23 protein-coding genes are annotated in these 25,256 nt (G+C 71.2%); 10 read left to right on the top strand and 13 right to left on the bottom strand.

Annotated elements, in window-relative coordinates; genetic code table 11:
* The first annotated feature begins 88 nt into the window (after positions 1 to 88).
* On the top strand, positions 89 to 619 hold the full coding sequence (locus AQI94_RS07670; protein ID WP_031040700.1) for a hypothetical protein: 531 nt from the start codon (positions 89 to 91) through the stop codon (positions 617 to 619).
* Here the strand turns inward: AQI94_RS07670 and AQI94_RS07665 are convergent.
* Genes AQI94_RS07665 through AQI94_RS07655 form a run of 3 tightly spaced genes read right to left on the bottom strand, consistent with a single transcriptional unit; the run spans position 616 to position 2,741 of the window.
* Positions 616 to 1,188 (bottom strand): cob(I)yrinic acid a,c-diamide adenosyltransferase, encoded by a 573-nt coding sequence (locus tag AQI94_RS07665; RefSeq protein ID WP_031040701.1) that lies wholly within the window; start codon positions 1,186 to 1,188, stop codon positions 616 to 618. The genes AQI94_RS07670 and AQI94_RS07665 overlap by 4 nt on opposite strands.
* Before the next feature lie 13 nt (positions 1,189 to 1,201).
* A complete protein-coding gene (locus AQI94_RS07660) occupies positions 1,202 to 1,951 on the bottom strand; it encodes an ABC transporter permease (RefSeq protein WP_031040702.1) in 750 nt (249 codons plus the stop codon).
* Between the two features lie 7 nt (positions 1,952 to 1,958).
* Complete coding sequence (locus tag AQI94_RS07655; RefSeq protein WP_031040705.1) at positions 1,959 to 2,741, bottom strand: ABC transporter ATP-binding protein; 783 nt, start codon at positions 2,739 to 2,741, stop codon at positions 1,959 to 1,961.
* A gap of 79 nt (positions 2,742 to 2,820) precedes the next feature.
* Here AQI94_RS07655 and AQI94_RS07650 point away from each other — a divergent pair, with 79 nt between their 5' ends.
* From AQI94_RS07650 to AQI94_RS07635, 4 genes are all read left to right on the top strand, one after another.
* The gene (locus tag AQI94_RS07650; protein ID WP_031040708.1) at positions 2,821 to 3,462 is read left to right on the top strand and encodes a TetR/AcrR family transcriptional regulator; all 642 of its coding nucleotides are present in this window, start codon (positions 2,821 to 2,823) and stop codon (positions 3,460 to 3,462) included.
* 137 nt (positions 3,463 to 3,599) lie between these two features.
* Positions 3,600 to 4,448 carry a 3-hydroxyacyl-CoA dehydrogenase family protein gene (locus tag AQI94_RS07645; RefSeq protein ID WP_031040710.1) on the top strand — a complete coding sequence of 283 codons (849 nt, stop codon included), beginning with the start codon at positions 3,600 to 3,602 and terminating at the stop codon, positions 4,446 to 4,448.
* A 169-nt stretch (positions 4,449 to 4,617) separates the two neighbouring features.
* Positions 4,618 to 4,941: an STAS domain-containing protein gene (locus AQI94_RS07640; RefSeq protein WP_031040714.1), complete on the top strand. Its 324-nt coding sequence runs from the start codon at positions 4,618 to 4,620 to the stop codon at positions 4,939 to 4,941.
* Between the two features lie 229 nt (positions 4,942 to 5,170).
* Positions 5,171 to 7,696, top strand: coding sequence for a hypothetical protein (locus AQI94_RS07635; protein WP_062229650.1), 2,526 nt, complete (start codon positions 5,171 to 5,173; stop codon positions 7,694 to 7,696).
* Positions 7,697 to 7,771: 75 nt separating this feature from the next.
* On the opposite strand, the gene nucS is transcribed toward AQI94_RS07635, so the two are convergent.
* Entirely contained in the window at positions 7,772 to 8,443 is a 672-nt protein-coding gene (gene nucS, locus AQI94_RS07630; RefSeq protein ID WP_020122757.1) for an endonuclease NucS, read from the bottom strand.
* Between the two features lie 255 nt (positions 8,444 to 8,698).
* On the opposite strand from nucS, the gene AQI94_RS07625 reads away from it, so the two are divergent.
* Positions 8,699 to 9,091, top strand: a complete 393-nt coding sequence (locus tag AQI94_RS07625) for an SCO5389 family protein (RefSeq protein ID WP_007384741.1) — start codon at positions 8,699 to 8,701, stop codon at positions 9,089 to 9,091.
* 86 nt (positions 9,092 to 9,177) lie between these two features.
* Here the strand turns inward: AQI94_RS07625 and AQI94_RS07620 are convergent, their stop codons facing one another.
* On the bottom strand, positions 9,178 to 10,206 hold the full coding sequence (locus AQI94_RS07620; RefSeq protein ID WP_031052410.1) for an LLM class flavin-dependent oxidoreductase: 1,029 nt from the start codon (positions 10,204 to 10,206) through the stop codon (positions 9,178 to 9,180).
* 223 nt (positions 10,207 to 10,429) lie between these two features.
* On the opposite strand from AQI94_RS07620, the gene AQI94_RS07615 reads away from it, so the two are divergent.
* Positions 10,430 to 10,771 (top strand): hypothetical protein, encoded by a 342-nt coding sequence (locus AQI94_RS07615; protein ID WP_031052409.1) that lies wholly within the window; start codon positions 10,430 to 10,432, stop codon positions 10,769 to 10,771.
* Between the two features lie 5 nt (positions 10,772 to 10,776).
* On the opposite strand, the gene AQI94_RS07610 is transcribed toward AQI94_RS07615, so the two are convergent.
* From AQI94_RS07610 to mce, 7 genes are all read right to left on the bottom strand, one after another.
* The gene (locus AQI94_RS07610) at positions 10,777 to 11,655 is read right to left on the bottom strand and encodes an ABC transporter permease subunit (RefSeq protein ID WP_031052408.1); all 879 of its coding nucleotides are present in this window, start codon (positions 11,653 to 11,655) and stop codon (positions 10,777 to 10,779) included.
* Positions 11,652 to 12,908: an ABC transporter ATP-binding protein gene (locus tag AQI94_RS07605; RefSeq protein WP_062229649.1), complete on the bottom strand. Its 1,257-nt coding sequence runs from the start codon at positions 12,906 to 12,908 to the stop codon at positions 11,652 to 11,654. Before AQI94_RS07605 ends, AQI94_RS07610 begins: the two co-directional genes overlap by 4 nt.
* A gap of 112 nt (positions 12,909 to 13,020) precedes the next feature.
* Positions 13,021 to 13,791, bottom strand: a complete 771-nt coding sequence (locus tag AQI94_RS07600) for an ABC transporter permease (RefSeq protein ID WP_031050972.1) — start codon at positions 13,789 to 13,791, stop codon at positions 13,021 to 13,023.
* Positions 13,792 to 13,793: 2 nt separating this feature from the next.
* Positions 13,794 to 14,762 (bottom strand): ABC transporter ATP-binding protein, encoded by a 969-nt coding sequence (locus AQI94_RS07595; RefSeq protein WP_031050975.1) that lies wholly within the window; start codon positions 14,760 to 14,762, stop codon positions 13,794 to 13,796.
* 197 nt (positions 14,763 to 14,959) lie between these two features.
* Positions 14,960 to 15,895: a coiled-coil domain-containing protein gene (locus AQI94_RS07590; RefSeq protein WP_031050978.1), complete on the bottom strand. Its 936-nt coding sequence runs from the start codon at positions 15,893 to 15,895 to the stop codon at positions 14,960 to 14,962.
* 183 nt (positions 15,896 to 16,078) lie between these two features.
* Positions 16,079 to 19,957, bottom strand: coding sequence for a polarized growth protein Scy (gene scy, locus AQI94_RS07585; RefSeq protein ID WP_062229648.1), 3,879 nt, complete (start codon positions 19,955 to 19,957; stop codon positions 16,079 to 16,081).
* A gap of 381 nt (positions 19,958 to 20,338) precedes the next feature.
* Positions 20,339 to 20,779, bottom strand: coding sequence for a methylmalonyl-CoA epimerase (gene mce, locus AQI94_RS07580; protein WP_031052545.1), 441 nt, complete (start codon positions 20,777 to 20,779; stop codon positions 20,339 to 20,341).
* 148 nt (positions 20,780 to 20,927) lie between these two features.
* On the opposite strand from mce, the gene AQI94_RS07575 reads away from it, so the two are divergent.
* The 3 genes from AQI94_RS07575 to AQI94_RS07565 all read left to right on the top strand — a co-directional run bounded on the left by AQI94_RS07575 (position 20,928) and on the right by AQI94_RS07565 (position 24,486).
* The gene (locus tag AQI94_RS07575; RefSeq protein ID WP_031052542.1) at positions 20,928 to 22,130 is read left to right on the top strand and encodes an acetyl-CoA C-acetyltransferase; all 1,203 of its coding nucleotides are present in this window, start codon (positions 20,928 to 20,930) and stop codon (positions 22,128 to 22,130) included.
* Positions 22,131 to 22,168: 38 nt separating this feature from the next.
* Positions 22,169 to 23,125: a methylmalonyl Co-A mutase-associated GTPase MeaB gene (gene meaB, locus AQI94_RS07570; RefSeq protein WP_031052539.1), complete on the top strand. Its 957-nt coding sequence runs from the start codon at positions 22,169 to 22,171 to the stop codon at positions 23,123 to 23,125.
* 125 nt (positions 23,126 to 23,250) lie between these two features.
* Complete coding sequence (locus tag AQI94_RS07565; RefSeq protein ID WP_062229647.1) at positions 23,251 to 24,486, top strand: MFS transporter; 1,236 nt, start codon at positions 23,251 to 23,253, stop codon at positions 24,484 to 24,486.
* 8 nt (positions 24,487 to 24,494) lie between these two features.
* Here AQI94_RS07565 and AQI94_RS07560 read toward each other — a convergent pair whose 3' ends face one another.
* Entirely contained in the window at positions 24,495 to 25,148 is a 654-nt protein-coding gene (locus AQI94_RS07560) for a PepSY domain-containing protein (protein WP_031051508.1), read from the bottom strand.
* Positions 25,149 to 25,256 lie beyond the last annotated feature (108 nt).

Below are 25,256 nucleotides of genomic sequence, written 5' to 3'. Positions count from 1 at the left end.
TCTTTCGATGTAGGGCGGTTTCCTCACCGGCGACGACGCGAGGGGCCGCGCGCGTCGGCAGCCTGGACGGGAGACGAAGGGAGCGGTCGTGATCGTCGGACTGATCGTCGCGTGTGAGGTGGCCTTCTGGGTGCTGCTGGCAGCCGGGCTGGCCTTCCGATACGGGCTGCGCATGCCGCGTGTCGGACTGGCCCTGCTGCTGTGCGAGCCGCTGCTGGAACTCGTGCTGTTCACGGTCACCGCGATCGACCTCAGGAACGGTGCCGAGCCCGACTGGAAGCACGGACTGGCCGCCGTCTACATCGGTTTCACCGTGGGTCTCGGGCACTCGACGATCAAGTGGGCGGACGCCTGGGTCGCCCACCGGTTCGCGGGCGGCCCGCCGCCGGTGAAGCCGCCGAGGTACGGCACGGCCCGCGCCGTCCACGAGTGGAAGGTCGCGGGCCGCTGGATCCTCGCCGCGGTGGTCGCCGTGGTCCTGCTGCAGGCCGCGGTCTGGTACGTCGGCGACGGGCAGGCCGACTCCCTGCGTGCCTGGCAGCAGCGGATGCTGTGGCTGGTCGGCATCAACGTGGTGATCGCCGGCAGCTACACCCTGTTCCCCAAGCAGCGGCGCTAGCGCTCCCCGCCCGGCACCCAGAGCACGTCCCCGACGTCCTTGTTGGCGGTACGGGCCAGGATGAACAGCAGGTCCGACAGCCGGTTCAGGTAGGTCGCCGTGAGCGGGTTCATGTGGTCGCCGTGCACCTCCAGCGCCGCCCACGTCGAGCGCTCGGCACGCCGTACGACCGTGCAGGCCTGGTGGAGCAGGGCCGCGCCGGGGGTGCCGCCCGGGAGGATGAAGGAGCGGAGCTTGTCCAGCCGCTCGTTGAAGCGGTCGCAGTCCGCCTCCAGCTTGTCGACGTAGAACTGCTCGACGCGCAGGGGCGGGAACTCCGGGTTCTCGACCACGGGCGTGGACAGGTCGGCTCCGACGTCGAACAGGTCGTTCTGCACCCGGGTGAGAACCGTGACGACCTCCTCCTCCAGACCCCCCAGCGCGATCGCCGTGCCGATCACCGCGTTCGCCTCGTTGGCGTCCGCGTACGCGGAGATCCGCAGATCGGTCTTGGCGACCCGGCTCATGTCGCCGAGGGCGGTGCTGCCCTGGTCGCCGGTCCTGGTGTAGATGCGCGTCAGATTGACCATGAGGCCAGGGTAATTACGCTCCGGCCGTGCGGAACACGCGTGTGCCGACCGTCACGGCCAGGACCGCGAAGCCGACGGCGACCAGGACGCCGTACAGCATGTGATCCGTCGTGTACGCGCCGACGTAGGCGTCGCGCATCGCGTCCACCAGATAGCGGAACGGCATGAAGTGCGACAGGACGTCCAGCCACCTGGGCCCCAGCGTCATCGGGAGCATCAGGCCCGACAGCAGCATGGACGGCATGCTGACCGCGTTGACCAGCGGCCCGAACTCCTGCGGGGTGCGCACCTTCATCGCCAGCGCGTACGACAGCGAGGCCAGCGAGACGGTGAGCAGGGCGACGAAGGCGAAGCCGATCACGATGCCGATCAGCGGGGCCCGCAGCCCCATCGCCAGCGCGGCCAGCACCAGCAGCACCGCCTGGAGCACGAAGACGGTGGCCTCGCGCAGCACCCTGCCCAGCAGCAGGGCGAGCCGGCTGACCGGGGTGACCCGCATCCGCTCCACCACGCCCTGGCCGTTCTCCAGGATGATCATGAAGCCCGCGAACAGCGCCCCGAACAGGCCCAGTTGGAGCAGCAGCCCCGGCACCAGGACCTGCCAGGAACTGCCCCTGCCGCCGAGCGGGAGACCGGTGAGCAGCGGACCGAAGAAGACCAGGTACAGCAAGGGCATCAGGACCCCGAACAGCAGCGCGAAGCGGGAGCGCAGGGACTGGCGCAGGTAGCGGCCGTAGATGATCGCGGTGTCGTGCAGAAGCATGGCTGTCCTATACGGCTACGGGGGCGGCGTCGGCCGGGACGGGACCCCGGCCGGTGATCGCGAGGAAGGTGTCCTGGAGCGAGGCGCCGATCGAGCCGCCGTACTCCAGCTTCAGGGCGCTCGGCGTGCCCTCGGCCACGACCACGCCCCGGTCGACGATCACGAGGCGGTCGGCGAGGGCGTCGGCCTCGTCGAGGTAGTGGGTGGTCAGGAAGACGGTCGTGCCGTGCGCGTCGCGCAGCCGGCGGACCAGGTCCCACAGGTCGGCGCGGCTCGCGGGGTCCAGGCCGGTCGTCGGCTCGTCGAGGAACAGCACCTTCGGGCGGTGCGTGAGCGCCATCGCGATGTCGAGGCGGCGGCGCTGACCACCGGAGAGCGTGCCGCACCTGCGGTCGAGCAGGTCGGTGAGATCCAGGTCGCGGGCCAACTCGGCCGCGCGTGCCGCTGCTTGCGTTTTCGACAGGCGGTACAGGCGGCCCTGGGTGACCAGCTCCTCCCGTACGGAGATCTGCGGATCCACCCCGCCCGACTGGGCCACGTACCCGCACGCCCGGCGCACCCCGGCGGCGTCGGTCGCGAGGTCGTGGCCGGCCACGGTGGCCGCGCCGCCGGTCGGTTCGAGCAGGGTCGTGAGCATCCGGAGCGTGGTCGTCTTCCCGGCGCCGTTAGGGCCGAGGAAGCCGAGGATCTCGCCCTCGCGGACGGTCAGATCGATACCGCGCACGGCTTCCACGGGACCACGCCGGGTCTGGAAGGTACGAGCGAGCGAGGCCGTACTGATGATGGGCATGGGCCAAGAAAAACAGAGTCTCTTAAAGTTTGCAATGGCTCCAAAATTTCAGACGGCCCACGAAGCTAGCATTTGAGCCATGGCAGAGGGGCTCAGGGAGCGGAAGAAGCGCGAGACCAGGCAGCGGATCTCGGACATCGCCACAGGCATGTTCCTGGAGCACGGCTTCGTCACGGTGACGATCGCCGAGGTGGCGGATGCCGCCGACGTGTCCGTGAACACCGTCTACAACTACTTCCCGACCAAGGAAGACCTCTTCCTCGACCGCAGCAAGGGCGTCGTCGACCGCCTCTCGCGCTGGGTGCGCGGGCGGGACGTGGGCGAGTCCGCGGCGGCGGCCGTGCTGAGGGAGCTGCGCGACGAGGTCGAGGCGGTGTCGCCCCGGGTCGGCCTGATGCCGGGCTACGACCGTTTCATGCGGGTCATCCATGACGCGCCCCCGCTCCGCTCCCGGCTGTGGAGCATCCAGCAGGAGGTCCAGGAGAACCTGGAGACGACCCTCCGGGAGGAGACGGGCGCCGCTCCCGGCGATCCGCTGCCCGCCCTGATCGCAGGTCAGATCAACTGGATCCATCAGACGGTCATGGGCAGCATCGGGCGCGAGATGGTCGCGGGGCGCGAACCGGACGAAGTATCACGAGAGACACTCGCGCTTCTCGACGACATGGAGGAGTTGTTGAGCGATAAGGTGCTCAACTACGCCGTACGAGACCAGTCGTGACAGCTACCGGTGTGATGTCCGTCAGATGAGACGTGACGCGCATTACTAACCGGTCACACAGCCCTTCACGAGCGCTAGGGTCCGCCGAAGAGGCAACGTAAACAGGGCGTAAGGCGTTTCAAAGGGGAGTCGCAACAGTGGCACGGAAGCTTGCCGTCATCGGCGCCGGCTTGATGGGTTCCGGCATCGCTCAGGTCTCCGCCCAGGCGGGCTGGGACGTGGTGCTGAGGGACGTCACCGACGAAGCGCTGAAGCGCGGCACCGACGGCATCAAGGCTTCGTACGACAAGTTCGTGAGCAAGGGGAAGCTGGAGGCGCACGACGCCGACGCGGCCCTCGCCCGGATCACCGCGACCACCGACCTGGACGCGGCCGCCGACGCCGACATCGTCGTCGAGGCCGTCTTCGAGAAGCTGGAAGTCAAGCACGAGATCTTCCGTGCGCTCGACAAGATCGTGCGCCCGGACACCGTGCTCGCGTCCAACACCTCCGCGATCCCGATCACCAAGATCGCGGCGGCCACCGAGCGCCCGGAACGGGTCGTCGGCGTGCACTTCTTCTCGCCGGTGCCGATGATGCAGCTCGTCGAGCTGGTCCGCGGCTACAAGACGAGCGACGAAACCCTCGCGACCGCGCGGGAGTTCGCCGAGTCTGTCGGCAAGACCTGCATCGTCGTGAACCGGGACGTGGCGGGGTTCGTGACCACCCGTCTCATCTCCGCCCTCGTCGTCGAGGCGACCAAGCTCTACGAGTCGGGCGTCGCGACCGCCGAGGACATCGACCTCGCCTGCAAGCTGGGCTTCGGCCACGCCATGGGCCCGCTCGCCACGGCGGACCTGACCGGCGTCGACATCCTGCTGCACGCCACCAGCAACATCTACACCGAGTCCCAGGACGAGAAGTTCGCCCCGCCGGAGCTGATGCGCCGGATGGTGGACGCCGGTGACATCGGACGCAAGAGCGGGCAGGGCTTCTACAAGCACTGACGGCTTTTTCCGTCCCCGTAACCGCACAAACCCCTCGGGTTTCACACCCAGGGGTGAATTCGGTATCGGTTCGCTTACAGACGGCAACCTCTGACCGCTCAGCGCAGTCAGAGGTGTCATCACTGGACATCAGATCGTGGAGTACTACACGCACTCACGGGGAGCGCATATGTACATCAGGGGCGACCACGCCGAGCTGGTCGTCGGGGGCCGCCTCGACGTCCGCAGCGCGGCGGACGCCCGTACGGTCCTGCACTCGGCCGTCGACGACGGAGTCGGCGATCTGGTGCTCGACCTGTCCGAGCTGGATTCCTGGGACGCCACCGGTCTCGGGGTGATCATGGGGGCCCACCGCAGGGCCGGCCGCTGCGGCCGCCGGCTGGTGCTGCGCGATGTACCGCCGCAGATGCAACGCCTCCTGGTCGCCACCCGGCTGCACCGGATCCTGGCGATCGAGGGCGGCATCGGCGTGGAGTCACTGCCCCGCGTCTGACCGGCCTGACGTGGCGAAACGCGGGTCCCGCGCAATCCTCACGAGACTGTGACGTCTCGGACGGCGCGGTACCCCGGGCTGTCGTAGATACTGTGCGAAGGTTTAGGGTTCGGTCGCCCGCTGTCTGCATCCCTTCCAGCGGGCCCGGACCAGAAGCGACAGCGCGGTGTGCTGCAGGCCGGGAGGGGCCACTGACGGCACACGAGACGCTTTTGGGGGGCTTGAACCTATGGACCCGAACAACCGGGGACCCGAGGAGTACGGCCATGACGACGACGGCGGCTCGCCGCGTCAGCGGCCTCCCAGGGACTCCCTGACATCCGACTTCGGCCAGCACACACCCGCGCTAGCCCGCACCGTGCAGCTCGTCGTGGGTGACTTCCTGCTCACCGTCAACCCCGTCGACGGCAGCGAGATAGAGGCCTGCCCGCCCGGCGAGCGGCCCGGCCGCCCCGAGAAGTTCGGTGCCGCCGCACGCGCCGAGGTGGACCGCGCGGCCCGCCCGCCCGTCCCGCCGGGACCGACCCGCACCGCGCTGCCGCTCCTGGCCCGCCAGGACGAACGCGAGCGACTGGTGCGCCTGCTCGCCCGCGGCCGCTCGGTACGCCTGACCGGCCCCGCCGGCTCCGGCCGCACCAGCCTCCTCGACGTCGTCGCCGAGGACTGCTCGGACCTCGCCCCCGACGGCGTGGTCCGTCTCACCGGCTTCCACCGCACGGCGAGCGAGCTGCTGTACGACCTCTTCTACGCCGTCTTCGACGCGCCCCTGCACCGCCCCGACCGGGACGAGCTGCTCTCCTGCGTCCGGGACATCGGCGCGGTCGTCGTCCTCGACGACATCGAGTTCGGCGGCGCGGCCCTCGACGAACTGCTCGACGCCACCCCCGAGTGCGCCTTCGTGATCGGCGCGACGCCCGACGTGCCCGCGCCCTCGGCCGACTCCGCCGTCGAGGACGTCTTCCTCAGCGGCCTGGAGCGCGCCGACGGTGTGGAACTCCTGGAGCGCTCCGTCGGCCGCGTGCTGACGGAGGAGGAGTCGAACTGGGCGGGCGACCTCTGGTTCGAGTCCGAGGGCCTGCCCCTGCGCTTCGTCCAGGCCGGCGCCCTGCTCAGGCAGCGCGACCGGCTGCGGGCCGGGACCAGTGCCGTCGACGAGTTCGGCGTGTTCACGGACGCGACCCCGGTCGACGCGCTCTTCGCCTCCGACGAGGGCGAGGAGATACCCCTGCCCGCACTCGGCGAGGCCGCCGCCCCCGCCCCGCTGCTCGCCTCCCGGCTGAGCGAGTCCGCGCGTGCCACCCTGCGGTTCGCCGTCGCGCTCGGCGGCGAGGTGCCCCACCAGGCGCACCTGCCCGCGCTGATCGGCGACACCCACGCGGACGCCGCCCTCGGTGAGCTCGCGAACTGCGGCCTGGTCTCCCCGGTCGGCTCCCGCTACCGGCTCGCCGCCGGTGTCCTCACCCAGCTGGAGGCCGCCGGATACGGCGACGACACCGAGAGCAGCGCCCGCACCGCCGCCCAGCACTACGGCTGGTGGGCCGGACACCCCTCGGTCACCCCCGAGCGGGTGTGCGCGGAGGCCGACGCCCTGCTGGCCGCCCTCGCCGTCCTGGTCCCCGTCACCACCGCGCCCGACGAGGGCGAGGAGGCCGCGACCGTGCAGCTGGCCCGTACGGCGGCGCCCGCGTTCGCGGCCGGCGGTCACTGGGGCGCCTGGGAGCGCTGCCTGCGGGCCGGTGCCGAGGCCTCCCGGCTGGCCGGTGAGGTGTCCGAACAGGCCTACTTCCACCACGAGCTCGGCATCCTCGCGCTCTGCGGCGGACAGCTCGACCGGGCCCGCGCCGAACTGGAGGCCTCCGTCGGCCTGCGCGGCGCCCTCGCCGACAAGCGCGGCACGGTCGCGGGCCGCCGCGCCCTCGCCCTGGTCTCCGACCGGGACGGGACCACGCCCGCGCCCGGCCTGGCCGGACTCGGCGCGACGGCGGGCGAGGAACTTCCCGACGCCCGGTACGACGAGTCCGCCTCACCGCCCGGGGGAGTCCCCGCGGCCTTCCCGCCGCTCCAGCCGCCGGCCGACTCGCAGACGATCGTCGTCCACCGCTCGCCCGGCACGCCCGCGCCCTCGCGCAAGGCCCGGGGCGGACTCAAGGGCCTCGCCAAGCGCAACCTCGTCGCCGCCGGCGCGGGCGCGCTGCTGGTCGCGGTGCTCGGCACGGTCGTGACCCTGGGCGCCACCTCCGACAACGACCCGAACGCCCCGTCCGACCAGGTCGGCGTCAACCCGTCGGCCAGCGTCGGCATCGACGACGGCAACCTCGGCGCGGACGTCCCGAAGAACGACGACGGCAAGGGCGACACGGGCACGGCCACGTCCCGTCCGACCGACCCGGGGCCCGACGGTACGTACGGGACGTCGGACGATCCGACACCCACGGGTGCGGCGGAGCCTTCGGACGATCCGAGCGGGACGAAGGGGCCGGGGAGCACGCCGAGTTCCCCTAAGCCGACGTCCCCGAAGCCCTCGACGTCGAAGCCGTCGACACCGTCCACGCCGACGGGTTCCGGTACCCCGTCCTCGACGCCGTCCGGGTCGGGCTCCCCGTCGGGCAGCGCCTCGCCCACCCCGACCGACACCACCCCGAGCAACTCCACCTCGGCCAGCGGCCCCGCCTCCACCACCCCGGTGGAGACCAGCAGTTCGGCCGCCGCCCCGCAGAGCAGCACCGTGAGCTCACCGAGCGGGCCGGTCATCTAGGGGCAGCACGCGACACAGGAGGGCCGGGTCCGTCACACGGACCCGGCCCTCGTCGTCGTAGCGGAAACCGCGCTGTCAGAACAGCCGCAGCTTGTCGTCCTCGATGCCCCGCAGCGCGTCGTAGTCCATGACGTGGCAGCCGATGCCGCGGTCGGTGGCGAGGACGCGGGCCTGGGGCTTGATCTCCTGGGCGGCGAAGATGCCGCGGACCGGGGCGAGATGCGGGTCGCGGTTCAACAGGTCGAGGTAGCGGGTGAGTTGCTCGACGCCGTCGATCTCACCGCGCCGCTTGATCTCCACCGCGACGGTCTGTCCTTCGGCGTCCCGGCACAGGATGTCGACCGGGCCGATGGCCGTCATGTACTCGCGGCGGATCAGGGTGTAGCCGTCCCCGAGCGTTTCGATGCGGTCGGCGAGCAGTTCCTGAAGGTGTGCTTCCACGCCGTCCTTGATCAGGCCGGGGTCGACGCCCAGTTCGTGCGAGGAGTCGTGGAGAACCTCCTCCATCGTGATGATGAGCTTCTCGCCCGCCTTGTTGATGACGGTCCAGACGCCTTCCTCGTCGCCGGTCCCCTCCTTCAACGTGCAGGGCGGCGACATCCAGTTCAGGGGCTTGTAGGCCCGGTCGTCGGCGTGGATGGAGACGCTGCCGTCGGCCTTCACCAGGATCAGACGGGGGGCCGAGGGCAGGTGGGCGGTGAGCCGGCCCGCGTAGTCGACGGAACACCGGGCAATGACGAGACGCATGGTCGGCAACGCTACTCGACGGGCGCATGTCCACGCGATTCGGCCCGTAAGGCTGTGGAGAAACCCTGTTCACTTGTGGCCGATTGTGGGTCTGTTGGGAGCGCCCTTTGTTCGCATTCTCCTGGTGCCGTCACCGTCCGTTGCCTACCGTAGTAAACGGGAGGTCGCGAGGCGTGCACTGAGCGTGTCCGGCAGCGCGGACTCCCTCATCTGTCCGGCAACCCCTGAGAAATCAGGGGTGCGAGAGGAGAACCCATGTCGCTCGACGTCTCACCGGCCCTACTCGAGAAGGCCGAGCGAGGCGAGGTCGACGAAGCCGAATTCGTCGACTGCGTCCGGACCTCCCTGCCCTACGCATGGGAGATGATCAGCTCCCTGGTGGCCCAGCTGAAGGTCGACGGCGGCAACTTCGCCGACAACCAGACGCCCCCGCCGGACGAGCAGGCACGCGGTCAGCTGCTGCGTGCGCTTGCGAGTGACGCGATACGCGGCGCGCTTCAGCGGCACTTCGGTGTGCGGCTGGCCTTCCAGAACTGCCACCGGGTGGCGGTGTTCCCGTTGGACTCCTCCGTCGACGAGACGCTCGTCCGCTTCACCTCGGTGCGCAGTCAGCTGCTGAACCAGTCTCCGGAGTTCCGGGACTGCTGACGCGGCGCCGCTCGCTTGCCGCTCCGTACGCGGGAGGTGCATCAGTACCGGGGCGGCAAGCTCCCGCCGGACAGGGTTGTTCCGTTTCAGGTCAGATGCGGCAGTACTTCCGCACCCAGCCGCCGTACGTTCTCCTCGGTGGCCGCCAGATCTCCCGAGCCCTCGACGAGCAGGGCGAACCGGGACACACCCGTCCGTTCGCTGGTCGCCGCGAGGCGGTCGGCGGCGAGCCGCGGGGTGCCCACCGGGTGCAGTCCGCAGAGCAGTTCGGTGTAGGCCACCGGATCGCGCATCTGCCGGGCGCGGCCGTCGACCGTGACATGGGCGCCCAGGCCCTGCCTGAGCCAGCCGGGCATCGCCTTCACCAGGGCCTCCACCGCGTCCGTGCGCCGGTCCGCGAGCTGGCAGACACCGGCCGAGACATGAGGCGCGCCCAGGACCTTCTCCGGCGTGTGTCCGGCGGCGCGCGCCTGCCTGCGCCACAGGGCGACCATCTCCGCCTTCTCCTCGTCCCCGACATGCATCCCGAGCAGCATCGGCAGCCCGCGCTCGGCGGCCAGCCGGACGCTCGCCGGGGAGGTGCAGGCGACGACGACCTCGGGGCCGTCCGCTTCCGTGAGCGACTCCGAGGGCCGCGGGACGACCGGCACCTCGCGGAAGCGGAAGCGCTCGCCGTCCGCCCCGACGGACGGCTCGCGCAGCCAGCGCACCAGCAGATCGAGTGATTCCGGGAAGCCCTTCTCGTACGCCTGAAGACCCGACCCGAACACCTCCAGGTCGACCCACGGACCGCCGCGCCCCACGCCCAGCGAGAAGCGCCCGCCGCTCGTCATGTGCAGCAGCGCGGCCTGCTCCCCGAGGGCCACCGGGTGCACCGTGGGCAGCACGCTCACGGCGGTGCCGACGCGGATACGGCGGGTCCGGCCCAGCAGCAGGGCCGCCAGGGTGATCGCCGACGGACAGGTGCCGTACGGCACGAAGTGGTGTTCTGCCAGCCAGACCGCGTCGAGTCCGGCCTCCTCCGCGACCTCGGCCGAGCGGACCGCGCGGTGCAGCGCCTCCCCCTGGCCCTGCCCCGGGAACTGGGCCGCCAACACGAAAGTTCCAACGTGCATGTGCTTTTCCTGCTTCCTTGGCTCCGACACGGAGCTCCCCCACACGGCATAACCGCCTGACACGTGCCGAGGACACGGCCTGGTGGAGAGATTTGCCGATTGTCTGCAGAATGGGTCGCCCCGGAGGGGGACTTGTGGGGTTTGGTGCCCTACGCGTACCCCGCCGCGTCCCGCGTAGGCTGGACACGGTCCCTGCTTCCTGTATAGCCCCGTGAGGTGTCCTGTGTCCCCGCGTCGCAACCGACCCAAGGGTTCCGGTTCGTCGGACCCGTCCGGCCGGAGTGCCGAGGACGACCGGTCCGGCCGCTACGGCGGCTTCCAGGCGTCGACGCACTGGCAGGGCGAGGACTGGAACGTCCGGCATGTGGCGGGGGCGAGCGCGCAGGGCAAGACCTACCGCTGCCCGGGCTGCGACCAGATGATCCCGGACGGCGTCCCGCACGTGGTGGCCTGGCCGGACCACTCGGGCGTCGACGAGCGCAGACACTGGCACAAGGCCTGCTGGAACGCGCGGGACCGCCGCACCACGCGGGTGCAGCGGTCCCGTAACGCGCCGAGGTTCTAGAGGATCTACACGTCCCGCTTCTCCAGCAGCGCGTAGGCGCCGGCGAACGCGACGGCCGTCACACCCAGGATGATCCACAGCGGGTCCCAGCCCGAAGGGCCGGTCTCGGTGAGGGAGTTGGAGTAGAAGACGCTGAGCTGGTTCGGGATGGAGTACTCGAACAGCGCCTGGCGCAGGTCCTCCAGGGACTGCGAGAACATGAACAGCGCGATGACCAGCGGGGCCAGCACGACACCGATCATGATGGTGATCGCGCCCGCCGAGTGCCGGATGATCGAGCCGACGATCAGCGAGAGCAGGCCGAGCAGCGCGATGTAGAGCGAGACGCCGACGGTGCCCTTCAGCCACTCCTGACCGGTCGGGGTGCGGGCGCCGTCCAGCAGGGCCACGTCCGCGAGGGCGACGACGAGGACCGAGGCGAGCGTGGTCACGAAGGCGACGGTGAAGAACACCAGCGCCTTCGCCGCGAGGACCCGGCCGCGGGAGGGGCAGGCGACCATCGTCGTCCGGATCATTCCGGTGCCGTACTCCGAGGCCGTGGTCAGCACGCCGAGCGTGATGACGCACATGCTGCCGAGCAGCAGGCCGAAGAAGCCGAACGACAGCGGGTTCTCGTTGTTCAGGCTCTCCTGCGAGGCGTTGGCCGCGACCAGCGCGGCGGCCCCCAGCCCGATGCCGATCATGAGCAGCACGAACACGCCCAGCGTCCAGATCGTCGAGCGCACCGACCGGATCTTCGTCCACTCCGACGCGACGGCGTGCCCCAGATGCGTGCGCACGACGGGGATCGGCGAGGTGTAGCCGGCGTACGACGGCCCACCCCCCGTCTGCCAGTTCGGCACGGCGGCCTGGGCCTGCGGCATCGAAGGCTGCGGGGTGCTCATCGGGCGTCCTCGGGCTCGGTCGGGGTGGATGCCTGCGGGGCGGGGGCGGCGGTCGGTGCGGGGGCGGCCACGGGCGGCGCCTGCAGCGGCGCGGGCGCGGGAGCCTGCGCCAGGGGCTGGGGGGCGCCCTGGGGGGCCGCGGGGCTCGCCTGGGCGTACGGATTGGGCGCGGCCGCGCCGGGGCCGCCGTACGGGGACGGCTGCGCGCCCGCGAAGGGCTGCCCGCCCGGCTGGGGCGGCGGCGGGGCGTACCAGCCCGGCTGGCCCTGGCCCGGGACCGGCATGGGGGGCTGCGCGCCCGGCGGGAGGGGCTGCATCAGCCCCGCCTTCTGGTCGGTGGTCGAGCGGTAGTCCACCGCGCCCTGCGTCATCCGCATGTAGGCCTCCTCCAGCGAGGCCTGGTGCGGCGACAGCTCCCACAGGCGTACGTCCGTGTCGTGCGCGATGTCGCTGATGCGGGGGAGGGGCAGCCCGGTCACCCGCAGCGCGCCGTCCTGCTCCGGCAGGACGTGCCCGCCCGCCTCGGTGATCGCGGCCGACAGCTTCTCGCGCAGCTGGGGCTCGGTGTCGGGCGTGCGCACGCGCGCGAAGCCCGCGGAGTTCGCGGCGATGAAGTCCTGGATGCTCATGTCGGCGAGCAGCTGCCCGCGCCCGATGACGATGAGATGGTCCGCGGTCAGCGCCATCTCGCTCATCAGGTGGGAGGAGACGAAGACCGTACGGCCCTCCGCCGCCAGCGCCTTCATCAGGTTGCGCACCCACAGGATGCCCTCGGGGTCGAGCCCGTTGACCGGCTCGTCGAAGAGCAGCACCTGCGGATCGCCGAGCAGCGCGGCCGCGATCCCGAGCCGCTGGCCCATGCCGAGCGAGAACCCCTTGGAACGCTTCCTGGCCACGTCCTGGAGACCGACCACGCCCAGCACCTCGTCCACCCGGCGGGCCGGGATCCCGGACAGCTGGGCCAGGCACAGCAGGTGGTTACGGGCCGCCCGCCCGCCGTGCACGGCCTTGGCGTCGATCAGCGCACCGACCTGCCGGGCCGCGTTGGGCAGCCTGCGATACGGGTAGCCGCCGATCGTCACCTGCCCCGACGTGGGGTTGTCCAGCCCGAGGATCATCCGCATGGTCGTCGACTTGCCCGAGCCGTTGGGGCCCAGGAAGCCGGTGACGGTACCGGGACGCACCTGGAAGGAAAGGTTGTACACAGCGGTCTTGTCGCCGTAGCGCTTGGTCAGGCCGACTGCCTCGATCATGCTCCGCACCCATCGCAAGGTTCAGGACAGCGGGGCGCACGCCCCCCGTAAGGGTTAGGAGCTTATCCGGGCGCTGACGGTTCCGCTCAAATGAAAGCAAAGGCTTCCCACGTCACGCGTCCCGCTTCTTCAACAGGACATAGCCGCCGATCAGCGCCGCCGCCACCCACAGCGCCATGATCCCGAGCCCGCCCCAGGGGCCGTAGGGAGTGTCGTCGTCGATCGGGGTGACCACCTGCATGATCCTGCTGCCGGCCTGGTCGGGCAGGAACCGGCCGATCTTCTTCGTCGCCGAGACATTGCCCAGGATGTTGGAGATCAGGAAGAAGAACGGCATCAGGATGCCCAGCGACAGCATCGGTGAGCGCAGCATCGCGGCGACGCCCATCGAGAACATCGCGATGAGGGTCATGTAGAGGCCGCCGCCGATGACCGCGCGCAGCACCCCCGTGTCACCGATCTCCGCCCCGTGCGAGCCGAGCATCGCCTGCCCGAGGAAGAAGGTGACGAAGCTGGTGACGAGACCCACGGCCAGCGAGAGCCCGGTGGCGACCGCGATCTTGCTGACCAGGAAGGTGGCGCGCTGCGGCACCGCGGCCAGCGAGGTGCGGATCATGCCGGTGCTGTACTCGTTCGAGACGACGAGCACCCCGAACACGATCATCGCGAGCTGCCCGAGGCTCATCCCGGCGAAGCTGATGAAGGTCGGGTCGAAGGAGAGCTTGTCCTCGCGGCTCATGTTGTCGAACTCGTTCTTCGACAGGGCCGAGATCAGGATGCCGAGCCCGATGGTGACGACCACGGCGAGGGAGAGCGTCCACACCGTGGAGGCCACCGACCGGATCTTGGTCCACTCGGAGCGGATGACCTGGGTCGCCGCCATGGTCAGTTCCCCTTCCAGTCGGCGCCCCACTGCTGCTGGGGCGGCAGCGGTGCGTCGACGGGTGTGTCGCTGTGGGCGTGGTACTCGACCGACTCCGCGGTCAGCTGCATGAACGCCTCCTCCAGGGAGGCCTGTTGGGGGCTCAGCTCGTGCAGCACGATCTGGTGCTGGGCGGCCAGCTCACCGATGTACTCGGACTTGCTGCCGTCGACCTCCAGCGTGCCGTTGCCGGTCTCCACGACGGTGACCCCGGCCGTGTGCAGCACATCGAGCAGCCGCTCGCGCTGCGGGGTGCGGATACGGACGTAGGACCGCGAGTTCTGCGCGATGAAGTCGGCCATGGAGGTGTCGGCGAGCAGCCGGCCCTGGCCGATGACGACGAGGTGGTCGGCGGTCAGCGCCATCTCGCTCATGAGATGGGAGGAGACGAAGACCGTACGGCCCTGCGCGGCAAGGGACTTCATCAGGTTGCGGATCCAGTGGATGCCCTCGGGGTCGAGCCCGTTGACCGGCTCGTCGAACATCAGGATCCGCGGATCGCCGAGCAACGCGCCCGCGATGCCGAGCCGCTGGCCCATCCCGAGCGAGAAGCCCTTGGCCTTCTTCCTCGCGACCGCCGTCAGGCCGACCGTGTCGAGGACCTCGTCCACCCGCTTGCGCGGGATGCCGTTGCTCTGCGCGAGGCACAGCAGGTGGTTGAAGGCGCTGCGCCCGCCGTGCATGGCCTTGGCGTCCAGCAGGGCGCCGATGTACGTGAGCGGGTCCTTGAGCTGGTCGTAGTGCTTGCCGTCGATGCGGACGTCCCCGGCGGTGGGCCGGTCCAGGCCCAGCATCATGCGCATGGTGGTCGACTTGCCGGCGCCGTTGGGACCGAGGAAGCCCGTGACGATGCCCGGTCTGACGGTGAAGGTCAGGTTGTTGACCGCCACCTTCTCGCCGTACCGCTTCGTCAGCCCCGCTAGCTCGATCATGCGGACCACGCTAGGGGTGGGGTCCGGCAGATGCCAATCGTGCGGGCAAACGGATACCGACGAGAAAGGCAAAAATGTGCAAGCCGCCCAGCGCGGGAAGGCACAGCCCCGTCCCCGGACCCCGCCGGCCCCGGACACGCCGAAGGCCCGCACCTGTCGGGGGAGAAGGTGCGGGCCCTTGGTGCCGTCAGGCGGTGTTACCGGGACTGCTGGGCCGGAACCCCACGGGAGATCGGCTCGTCGTCGGCCGGGGAGCCGGCGGCGGCCACCGCGGCGCCCGTGAGCGTGGCGAGCATCTCGCGGACGTTCGTCAGCTGGGCGTTGATCGAGTCGCGACGGTTCGTCAGGGCCGCGAGCTCGCGCTCGGATTCCGAACGGATGCGGTCGGCCTTGGCGTTGGCGTCGGCCACGATGTCCTCGGCCTGGCGCTGCGCGGTCTCCACCGTCTGGCGGGCGCGGCGCTCGGCGTCGGTGCGCAGCTTCTCGGCCTCCAGGCGCAGCTGCTCCGCGCGGTGCTCGATCTCCGCGAGACGCTTCTCGGCCTTCTGCTGACGCGAGGCCAGGTCGCGCTCGGACTGCTCCCGGCGCTTGGCGAGGTTCGTCTCGAAGTCGGCGGCGGCCTGCGCGGCCTTGGCGCGGGTCTCCTCGAAGAGGGCGTCCGCCTCCTCACGCTTCTGCTGCGCGTCCTTCTGCGCCTCCTGCCGGAGCTGAGAGGAGTCGCTCTTGGCCTTCTCGACGATCCGGACGCCCTCGTCCTCGGCCTTGGACTTGCGCTCCGCAGCGAACGATTCTGCGTCGTTGCGGACCTGCTGGGCCGCCGACTCGGCGAGTTCGCGGTGCTGCTCGGCCGCGCGACGGGCCTCCTCGCGCAGGTCCTTGGCCTCCTCCTCGGCGAGGCGGAGGATCTTCTCGACACGCGCGCCGAGGCCGGCGTACGACGGCTCGGCGTCGCTTACCTGAGCCTGGGCGTTCTGCGTCTCGAGGTGGAGCTCCTCGATGCGCTTTTCCAGGGCGGTGATGCGGGAGAGAGCGCTGTCACGGTCGGAGACGAGCTTGGAGATCCGTTCGTCCACCTGAGCGCGGTCGTACCCACGCCGCACAAGCTCGAAGCCGTAGGGGGAAGTGTCGCTCATGGGGTTCCTGTCAAATGAGACCGGTGAGGTGATAGGGGGAATCCTAGGGGCCGAAGCGGTGTGTCATCGAGCGGATACGTGTTTGATCTGGAGAATGACACCCCTTTTGAGTGGCTAACCCTCGGACGGCTTGCCAAAAACTTGGTCAAAGGCCCCAGACGGCACCGGATTCCGACCAGTCGGTCAGCTGTCCGACGGCTTACCCGAACGAGGGGCGCCGACCGTGGCGCCCGCCTTGACGCCGCCGTCCTTGGCCCCCGAGGGGGCCTCGAAGGATTCCAACGCCTCCAGGACGTCCTGGACACGGGAGATCTCGGTGTTGATGTCCTCGCGGCGGCGGACGAGGACCTCCAGCTCGCGCTTGCCCTCCTCGACCGTGCGCTTCGCCTCGCGGATCGCCTCGGCCTTGAGCTCCTCGGCCTCCCGGACCAGGGTGGCCTTCTTCTGCTCGGCCTCCTTGAGGAGCCCCTCGGCCTTCTTGACCGCGGCGATACGCACCTTGCCGGCCTCCGAATTGGCCTCCGAGACCAGCTCCTTGGCCTTCGCCTGCGCCTTGGCGAGCTGCTCCTCCGAGGCCTTGATGAGCGCGTCGCAGCGGTCGCCGGTCGACTTCATGGTCTCCGCGGCCTCACGGCGGGCCCGCTCGTGCAGCGCCTCGATCTCGCCCGTGATCCGGTCGCGCAGCTCCTCCGCGCGCTCCCTTATGGCGGTGGCGTCCCGGCGGGCACCGACGAGCAGCTCGTCCGCGTCCGTACGGGCCTTCTCCACACGGGCGTTGCCCTCGACCGTGGCCTCGGACACCAGCCGGTCGGCCTCCTTGCGGGCCGCGCCCACCATGGTGTCGGCCTGCGCCTCCGCGTCCGCGGTCGTCTTGAGCGCCTGCTGCTGCGCCTCGGTGAGCAGCTTGTCCGCCTCCGCGGCGGTCTCCGTGATGAGCGTGTCGACCTGCTCGGCCGCCTCGGAACGCCGCTTGTTGGCTTCCTTGCGGGCCTCGTCGAGGGTGCGGTCGGCCTCCGAGCGCGCGGAGTTGACCAGTTCCTCGGCCGCGGCCGCCGCGTCCGCCCTGACCCGCTCGGCCTCGCTGCGGATCCGCTCCGCGTGCCGCTGCGCCTGCCCGACGGTGTCGGCGGCCTCGGCCCGCAGCCGCTCCGCGTCGCCGCTGGCCTCGCCGATCAACTGCTCGGCCTGGGCGACCGATTCGGCCCGTACGCGCTCCGCCTCGGCGACCGTCTCCGTGCGCAGCCGGTCGGTGTCGGTGATGGTCTCCTCGGTGAGCCGCTCGGCCTCGCTGCGCGCCTCGGTGATGAGGGTGTCGGCCTGCCGCGCCGCGTCCGAGCGGATGCGGTTGGCGTCCTCGCGGGCCTCCGCCCGGGTGCGGGAGGCGTCCTGGTCGGCCTGGGCGATGGCGTCCGAGGCCTCGGTACGGGCCCGCTGGGCGTGCTCGGACGCCTCCGAACGCAGCCGCTCCGCCTCCGCGATCGCCTCCGAGACGGTGCGCTCGGCGAGGGACTTGGCGGCGTCCGTCTCCTCGGCGGCCTCGCGCCGGATACGGGCCGCGTCCTCGCTGGCCCGCTCCCGCTCGGAGTAGGCGTCCGAGCGGACCCGGTCGGCCTCCTCCTGGGCCTCGCGCCGGGTGCGCTCCGCCACGTGCTCGGCGGCGCTGCGCAGCCCGGTGATCTCCTCCTGCGCCTGCTCGTGCAGCCCGGCGACCGAGTCCCGCACCTGCTGGGCGTGCTGCTCGGCGGCCGACACCATCTCGCCGGCGCGCCGGTCGGCCTCCTCGACCAGCCGTACGGCCTCGGCCTGCGCCTCCTCGACCCGGTTACGGGCCGAGGCCAGCAGTTCCTCGCTCTGCTCGCGGGCCCGCTCACGCTCCTGGTCGGCCTCCTGGCGGGCCGAGCCGAGGTACTCCTCGGCCTCGCGGCGGCGCCGGTTGGCCTCCTCCTGGGCGGCGGCCAGCGTCTCGGACGCCTCGGTGGCGATCCGCTCGGCGGCGGTCTGCGCCTCCGCCCGGACCCGGTCCGCGGTGTCCTGGGCCTCGGTCTTCAGTCGCTCCGCCTCGGCGGCGGCCTCGGAACGCAGCCGTACGGCGACGGCCTCGCCCTCGGCGCGGGAGGCGGACGCGTCGGACGCGGCCTCGGAGCGCAGCCGGTCGGCCTCCGCCTCGGCCTGCTGCTGGAGGGTGCGGATCCGCTCGGCGGCCTCGGAGCGCAGCCGCTCGGTCTCCTCGCCGGCCTCGCGGCGGATCCGCGCGGCCTCCTCACGGGCCTCGGTCAGGGCCTGCTCGGCGGTGGCCAGACGCTCCTCGGCCTCGGTGTGCAGCCGGGTCAGTTCCTCGGCGGCCTCGGCACGGCGTGCCTCTATGGCCCGCTCGGTCTCCTCGCGCAGTTCACCGGCGGCACGCTCGGCGGCGGCCGTGATCTCCTCGGACAGTTCGACGGCCTCGGCGCGCTGCCGCTCGGCCTCGTTGCGGGTGCGCTCCAGGGTTTCCTCGGCCTGCCGGCGCAGCGTCGTGGCGCGCTCGATGGCCTCGGTGCGGACCTTCTCGCTGTCCGTGGTCGCGCTCTGGCGCAGCTCGTCGGCGTCCGCCTTGGCCTTGGAGAGCAGCTCCTCGGCGGTCTTGGCCGCCTCCTCGATCTGCTGGACGGCCTCCTTGCGGGCCTCCGCACGGATCTTCTCGCCCTCGGCGACCGCGTCTGCGCGCAGCTGCTCGGCCTCGCCGCGCAGCCGGCGGGCCTCCTCCTGGAGCTCGACCGTCTTGGCCCGGTACTCCTTGGTGTCGTCCTTCGCGGAGCCCTTGAGCTGCTCGGCGATGTCGTGCGCCTCGGCGCGCAGCCGGTCCGCCTCGGTCTCCGCCTCACGACGGATCCGCTCGGCCTCCTCCGCGGCGGCCTTGGTGGTCCGCTGCGCATCCTCCTGCGCCTTGTTGAGGACGTCCTCGGCGGTCTTGGCCGCCTTGGACAGCTGGGTCGCGCTCTCCTCGGCGGTGAGCGTGCGGGCCTTCTCGGCGGCCTCGGTGACGATCTTCTCGGCCTCGGCGCGGGCGTCGGCGACGATCTGCTCCGCGCTGGCCTTGGTGGCCTCGGCCTCCTCGCTGGCCTCGGTGACCAGCCGGGCGACCTGCTCCTTGGCCGTACGGGTGCGCTGTTCGTTGGCCGACTCCGCGCTCGCGAGCGTCTTCTCGGCGGCGGACTTGGCCTCGGTGAGCACCTTCTCGGCCTCGGCCTGCGCCTTGCGCAGCGCCTCCTCGGCCTCCGCCATCCGCTGCTCGGCGGCCCGGCTCAGCTCGGTGGCCTGGCGGCGGGCGCTGTCCGACTCGGTCGCGGTGGAGGTGCGCAGCTGCTCGGCGTGGTCGGTGGCCTCCTGCGCCTGGGTGGAGGCGCTCTCCAGAAGCCGCTCGGCGTCCGCGCGGGCGCGGCGCAGCAGCTGCTCGGCCTCCGCGCGGGCCGCCTCGGCGTCGGCGGTGAGCCGCTGCCGGGCCTCGGTGGTGACCCGCTCGGCCTCGGCACGCGCGGCCGCCATGGCCTGCTCGGCCTCGGCGCGGGACTCCTCCAGGAGCCGTCGGGCCTGCGACTCGCTGCGGGCACGCAGCTGCTCGGCCCACGCCACGTTCTCGTTGACGTGCGACTCGACGGTCTGCCGGCGCTCCGCCAGCTCCTGGTCGAGCTGCTGGCGGCGGGTGACGGCCTCCTGGTGCAGCTCCGCCTGCAGACGCGCGGCCTGCTCGGCGTGCTCCTGGAGGATGCGCTGGGTCTGGGCGCGGACCTGGCTCAGTTCGCGCTCGGCGTCCTGACGCAACTGGTCGGCCTGGATCTGCGCGTTCCGCAGCAACTGCTCGGCCTGGTAGCCGATGTCACCGCCGCCGAATTCGGGCCGGGACATGAGGGTGCGCCGCGCCTCGTGCAACTTGGCGCGCAGCACCTCGACCTGGTAGCCGAGGTCCTCGGCGTGCTGGATCGCCTTTTCCCGCTCGGTCTTCAGCCGATCCATCTCGGCCTCGAACCGAGAGAGGTGGTCGACGTCAGCCGCCGGCTCTCGCTCCTGGCGTTCGTAGCCCCGCACTGCGCGGTCCCATCCGTCCCCTGGTCGCAAGTCTCTCCGAACGAGCCCCGTCCATCCGCCGAACGGGGCCCCCGGGGAATGGTGTCAGATCAACGACGGAGCATGGGCTGCTGCCCGTCGCTCGTCCCCCGAAACCCGGACCCCGGTGGTCCTGGCGCAGAGGTGGCGTCGTCCGCCCGAAGGGCGGGCCGTGCGGCGTACGGTGCGTGCGATCGCAAGGCGCCGGAAGGTCCTCGCAGCGGAGCTACTAGGGCCTTTCGGCAACGCGGCGAGCGTGCGTGCCAGACGTTGCACGGCAGGCGCCACCTCTGACGCCAGGACCGGGCCACCACCCTTCCGGGGGCGACCGCCCCCAACCCTACCGGCCCATATGTACGAGGGTCAGTGCTCAGGTGACTCAACAGGCGCCGAAGTGACCAGTTCTGTCAGTACGCCATGACAATCCTTCGGGTGCAGGAAGGTGATCCGTGACCCCATGGAGCCGCGTCGCGGCTCCTCGTACAGGACGCGTACGCCCCTGTCCTTGATGTCCGCGGCGTCCTGGTCGACATCCGCCGTACCGAAAGCGATGTGGTGGACACCCTCGCCGTTTTTGTCCAGCCACTTGGCGACGGTCGAGTCGGGGCGGGTCGGCTCCAGAAGCTGCAGGTAGGAGGCGCCGCCGTCGGAGGTCTCGTTGATCTTGAGCATGGCCTCGCGCACGCCCTGCTCCTCGTTGACCTCGGAGTGGAACACCTCGAAGCCGTACGTGGCCCGGTAGAACTCGACGGTCTTGTCGAGGTCGAAACAGGCGATCCCGATGTGGTCGATTCGCGTCAGCATGTAATCAGTGCAGCGCTCGCGAAACGGTTACGCAACGTGCGCGCGATCACACCGGCGGGGCGATGACGGCACGGAGTGCCACTCAGTACATTCGAAGTAAACCCTCGTTCACTCCTCGGCAGTGCAGCCGGTAAGGGGATCGCAGCTCATGTCTGGATCGAACAGCACGACCTCGGTGATCGTCGCGGGCGCCCGTACGCCCATGGGACGGTTGCTGGGCTCGCTGAAGTCCTTCTCCGGAGCCGACCTCGGTGGCTTCGCGATCAAGGCCGCCCTCGACCGTGCGGGGATCGGCGGCGACCAGGTGCAGTACGTCATCATGGGCCAGGTGCTCCAGGCCGGCGCGGGCCAGATCCCGGCCCGCCAGGCCGCCGTCAAGGCCGGCATCCCGATGAACGTCCCGGCGCTGACCATCAACAAGGTGTGTCTGTCGGGCCTCGACGCGATCGCGCTGGCCGACCAGCTGATCCGCGCCGGAGAGTTCGACGTGATCGTCGCGGGCGGCCAGGAGTCCATGACCAACGCCCCCCACCTGCTCCCGAAGTCCCGCGAGGGCTTCAAGTACGGCGCGATCGAGATGCTCGACGCCATGGCGTACGACGGCCTGACCGACGCCTTCGAGAACATCGCCATGGGCGAGTCCACGGAGAAGCACAACACCCGCCTCGGCATCCGGCGCCCCGAGCAGGACGAGTTCTCCGCCCTGTCCCACCAGCGGGCCGCCGCCGCGCAGAAGAACGGCGTCTTCGAGGCCGAGATCACCCCCGTGGAGATCCCGCAGCGCAAGGGCGAGCCGGTCGTCTTCAGCAAGGACGAGGGCATCCGCGGTGACACCACCGCCGAGTCCCTGGGCAAGCTGCGCCCCGCGTTCACCAGGGACGGCACCATCACCGCCGGCTCCGCCTCGCAGATCTCGGACGGTGCGGCGGCCGTGGTCGTGATGAGCAAGACCAAGGCGCAGGAGCTCGGCCTGGAGTGGATCGCCGAGATCGGCGCCCACGGCAATGTGGCGGGCCCGGACAACTCCCTGCAGTCCCAGCCGTCCAACGCGATCCTGCACGCCCTCAAGAAGGAGGGCCTGGAGGTCTCCGACCTCGACCTGATCGAGATCAACGAGGCCTTCGCCGCGGTCGCCGTCCAGTCGATGAAGGACCTCGGCGTGTCCACCGAAAAGGTGAATGTGAACGGCGGCGCCATCGCCCTCGGCCACCCCATCGGCATGTCCGGCGCCCGGCTCGTCCTGCACCTCGCCCTGGAGCTCAAGCGACGCGGCGGCGGTGTCGGCGCGGCGGCCCTGTGCGGCGGCGGCGGTCAGGGTGACGCGCTCGTCGTGCGGGTACCCAAGGCCTGAGTTCTCCCGTGCAGGACCTCGCTGTGAACGGAGCTGTGATGCAGGACGTCTCCACCCTGGTGGCCCAGGCCAGGGAGGGCCGGCCGCGGGCCGTGGCCCGGCTGATCTCCCTGGTGGAGGGGGCGTCCCCGCAGCTCAGGGAGGTCATGGCGGCGCTCGCCCCGCTCACGGGCAACGCGTACGTGGTGGGCCTGACGGGCTCGCCCGGGGTGGGCAAGTCGACGTCCACCTCGGCGCTCGTGACCGCCTACCGCAAGCAGGGCCGCCGGGTCGGCGTCCTGGCCGTCGACCCGTCCTCGCCGTTCTCCGGCGGCGCCCTGCTCGGCGACCGGGTCCGGATGTCGGATCACGCCTCCGACCCCGGCGTCTACATCCGCTCCATGGCGACCCGCGGCCACCTCGGCGGTCTCGCCTGGGCCGCCCCGCAGGCCATCCGGGTCCTCGACGCGGCCGGCTGCGACGTGGTCCTGGTCGAGACGGTCGGCGTCGGCCAGTCCGAGGTGGAGATCGCCTCCCAGGCCGACACCAGCGTCGTCCTGCTGGCGCCCGGCATGGGCGACGGCATCCAGGCCGCCAAGGCCGGAATCCTGGAGATCGGCGACGTGTACGTCGTCAACAAGGCCGACCGCGACGGCGCCGACGCGACCGCCCGCGAGCTCAACCACATGCTGGGCCTGGGCGAGTCCCGGGGACCCGGCGACTGGCGCCCGCCGATCGTCAAGACGGTCGCCGCGCGCGCCGAGGGCATCGACGAGGTCGTGGAGGCCCTGGAGAAGCATCGCGCCTGGATGGAGGAGCGCGGCGCCCTCGCCGAGCGCCGTCGCGCCCGCGCCGCCCACGAGGTCGAGACGATCGCCGTCACCGCCCTGCGCGAACGCATCGACGACCTGCGCGGCGACCGGCGCCTGGACGCCCTCGCGGAGAGGATCGTCGCCGGCGAACTGGACCCCTACCGGGCGGCGGACGAACTGGTGGAGGGCCTGACCCGGGGCTGAGCCCTTGATACGTTGACCGCCATGTTCCTCTCCTTGGCGTAGGGCCGCACCGGGCCACGGTTCGAGCACACCGCTCCCGTGGCACCTCGGTGTCCCCTTCCACGCCTCCTTCGAGGAACTCACCCATGTCTGCCTCCTATGCGCGGGTGCTGCGCATTCCGCATGCCCGCCGTACCTTCGCCACCGCCCTGCTCGGCAGGCTGTCGTACGGCGTCGTCCCGCTGTCCGTGATGCTCGCCGTGACCCGCGCCTCGGGCTCGTACGCGGTGGCCGGTGCCGTGATGGCGCTCTTCGGTGCCACCGTCGTCTTCCTCGCGCCCGCGCGGGCCGCCCTGATCGACCGCTTCGGGCCGCCGCGGGCGCTCGTCCCCCTGCTCTCGGCCTACGTCCTGCTGCTCGCCCTGCTCACCGCGGCCGTCTGGCGCCCCGGCGCACCTCCCGTCCTTCTCGGCACCCTCACCGCCCTCGCCGGAGCCTGCGTCCCGCCGCTCGGACCGACCATGCGGGCCGTGTGGGCACGGCTCGCCCAGGACGACAGGGCGCTGCTCCAGCGGGCGTACAGCCTCGACGGAGTGGCCGAGGAACTGCTCTTCGTCTCGGGCCCGCTGCTGGTGGGCGTCCTCGGCGGGGCCGCCGCGCCGGCCGTGGGGATCGTCGTCGGCGCCGCCCTGATGGTGGCGGGGACGGCCGGCTTCGTACGGTCGCCGGCGGTACGGGCCGTGCGGCCCGCGGGTGCTTCTGGACGACGGGACAGCGGCGGCCGGTGCGTACTGCGCCGGGTCGGCCGTCCCGTCGTGGCCGCCGCGGCCGTGGGCCTCGCGCTCGGTGTGCTCGACCTGCTCGTCGTCGTGTTCGCCGAGCGGCATCATCACGGCGGCGCGAGCGTGGCCTGGGTGCTCGCCGCGCTGTCGGCCGGAAGCGCGGTCGGCGGGATGCTCAACGGCGCGGTGAACTGGCGAAGGCCCGCCCGGACCCGGCTGGCGCTGCTGACGGCCTGCCTGGGCCTCGCGCTCGTCGGCGCCGCGCTCGCACCGGGCCTCGGCACCCTCGCCCTGGTCATGGCGGGCGCCGGGTTCTTCGTGTCGCCGGCGCTGACCACCGCGTATCTCATCGCCGACGCGGCGGTCGCCCCCGAGTCCCGCACACAGGCCGGAGCATGGGTCAACACGGCCGTCAACGCCGGGAGTACGGGCGGAACAGCCGTGGCGGGAGCCCTGGCGGGGCAGCTGCCGGTGGCCGTGTGTTTCGCGCTGACGGGCGGGACGGTCGCCGTGTCGGCGGTGCTGGTCATGACGAAGGGCGCCCGGGGGAGGGGCGCCCTTCGCGGCGGTACGGGTCGGGAGGCCACGCCTGTCGCGTGACGGCTGGGTCAGGCGTCGCCGTCGTCGTCGCGGTCCTGGGTGACCTTGCCCGTGTCGAGGGCGATGTTCCACTCGCCGTGGCCGGTGCCCTTCACGGTCTCCGCCGACCAGGCCACGGTGCCGTGGTCGTCGTCGATACCGACCTCGGTCACCGTGCCCTTGTGCGCGGCGGCCAGCGCGGCCTCACGGGCGTCCGTCTTCGCGCCCTGCACCGCGGCGAGCTCGGCACGGTCGTCGCCGTCGTGGTCGTCGTCGGTGTCACGCTGGGCGCCGAGGACCTTGCCGGAGTCGGGGGCGATCCGTACGTCGTACTCGGTGCCGTCGCCCTTGACGACGCTCACCTTCCACGCGTCGGCGTCGGCGCCGTCGTCGTCCAGGTCGGCCGAGACGGCGGTGCCCGGTGTGTGCTTCAGGGCGGCCGCGATCGCCTCGGCGGCGGTGACGTCTGCGCCCGGGACCGCCGTACGGTCCTCGGTGGCGTTGTCGTCCCGGTCGTCAGCGGCGTCGTCCGCGTCGTCACGGTCCGCGGCCGCCTGGGCGCTCGTGTTGGTCTGGCGCTGCGTCGCCGTCGCCTCGTCGTCGCCCGCGGCGAAGGCCGCGACGGTGCCGCCGGTGGCCAGCGCGGCGGCGGTGAGGGTGGCGATGACGATGTTGCGCTTCATGAGGATTCCTCCAGAGCCGTTCTGCTTCGTTCGCTTTGGACGACAACCACGCTGCCGGAGGGGAGCTGAACGTGACCTGAAGCCCCCTGAAGGCGTCTTCAGGTTCGC

Source organism: Streptomyces pseudovenezuelae (assembly GCF_001513955.1).
Classification (GTDB): Bacteria; Actinomycetota; Actinomycetes; order Streptomycetales; family Streptomycetaceae; genus Streptomyces; species Streptomyces pseudovenezuelae.
This window is presented reverse-complemented; position numbering and strand designations above follow the sequence as displayed.

Excerpts from the sequence above, each read along its gene's own strand:
- AQI94_RS07665 (WP_031040701.1), bottom strand. The coding sequence starts at position 1,188 with ATGGTCAATCTGACGCGCATCTACACCAGGACCGGCGACCAGGGCAGC.
- AQI94_RS07660 (WP_031040702.1), bottom strand. The coding sequence starts at position 1,951 with ATGCTTCTGCACGACACCGCGATCATCTACGGCCGCTACCTGCGCCAG.
- AQI94_RS07655 (WP_031040705.1), bottom strand. The coding sequence starts at position 2,741 with ATGCCCATCATCAGTACGGCCTCGCTCGCTCGTACCTTCCAGACCCGG.
- AQI94_RS07650 (WP_031040708.1), top strand. The coding sequence starts at position 2,821 with ATGGCAGAGGGGCTCAGGGAGCGGAAGAAGCGCGAGACCAGGCAGCGG.
- AQI94_RS07640 (WP_031040714.1), top strand. The coding sequence starts at position 4,618 with ATGTACATCAGGGGCGACCACGCCGAGCTGGTCGTCGGGGGCCGCCTC.
- AQI94_RS07635 (WP_062229650.1), top strand. The coding sequence starts at position 5,171 with ATGGACCCGAACAACCGGGGACCCGAGGAGTACGGCCATGACGACGAC.
- nucS (WP_020122757.1), bottom strand. The coding sequence starts at position 8,443 with ATGCGTCTCGTCATTGCCCGGTGTTCCGTCGACTACGCGGGCCGGCTC.
- AQI94_RS07625 (WP_007384741.1), top strand. The coding sequence starts at position 8,699 with ATGTCGCTCGACGTCTCACCGGCCCTACTCGAGAAGGCCGAGCGAGGC.
- AQI94_RS07620 (WP_031052410.1), bottom strand. The coding sequence starts at position 10,206 with ATGCACGTTGGAACTTTCGTGTTGGCGGCCCAGTTCCCGGGGCAGGGC.
- AQI94_RS07610 (WP_031052408.1), bottom strand. The coding sequence starts at position 11,655 with ATGAGCACCCCGCAGCCTTCGATGCCGCAGGCCCAGGCCGCCGTGCCG.
- AQI94_RS07605 (WP_062229649.1), bottom strand. The coding sequence starts at position 12,908 with ATGATCGAGGCAGTCGGCCTGACCAAGCGCTACGGCGACAAGACCGCT.
- AQI94_RS07600 (WP_031050972.1), bottom strand. The coding sequence starts at position 13,791 with ATGGCGGCGACCCAGGTCATCCGCTCCGAGTGGACCAAGATCCGGTCG.
- AQI94_RS07595 (WP_031050975.1), bottom strand. The coding sequence starts at position 14,762 with ATGATCGAGCTAGCGGGGCTGACGAAGCGGTACGGCGAGAAGGTGGCG.
- AQI94_RS07590 (WP_031050978.1), bottom strand. The coding sequence starts at position 15,895 with ATGAGCGACACTTCCCCCTACGGCTTCGAGCTTGTGCGGCGTGGGTAC.
- mce (WP_031052545.1), bottom strand. The coding sequence starts at position 20,779 with ATGCTGACGCGAATCGACCACATCGGGATCGCCTGTTTCGACCTCGAC.
- AQI94_RS07575 (WP_031052542.1), top strand. The coding sequence starts at position 20,928 with ATGTCTGGATCGAACAGCACGACCTCGGTGATCGTCGCGGGCGCCCGT.
- meaB (WP_031052539.1), top strand. The coding sequence starts at position 22,169 with ATGCAGGACGTCTCCACCCTGGTGGCCCAGGCCAGGGAGGGCCGGCCG.
- AQI94_RS07565 (WP_062229647.1), top strand. The coding sequence starts at position 23,251 with ATGTCTGCCTCCTATGCGCGGGTGCTGCGCATTCCGCATGCCCGCCGT.
- AQI94_RS07560 (WP_031051508.1), bottom strand. The coding sequence starts at position 25,148 with ATGAAGCGCAACATCGTCATCGCCACCCTCACCGCCGCCGCGCTGGCC.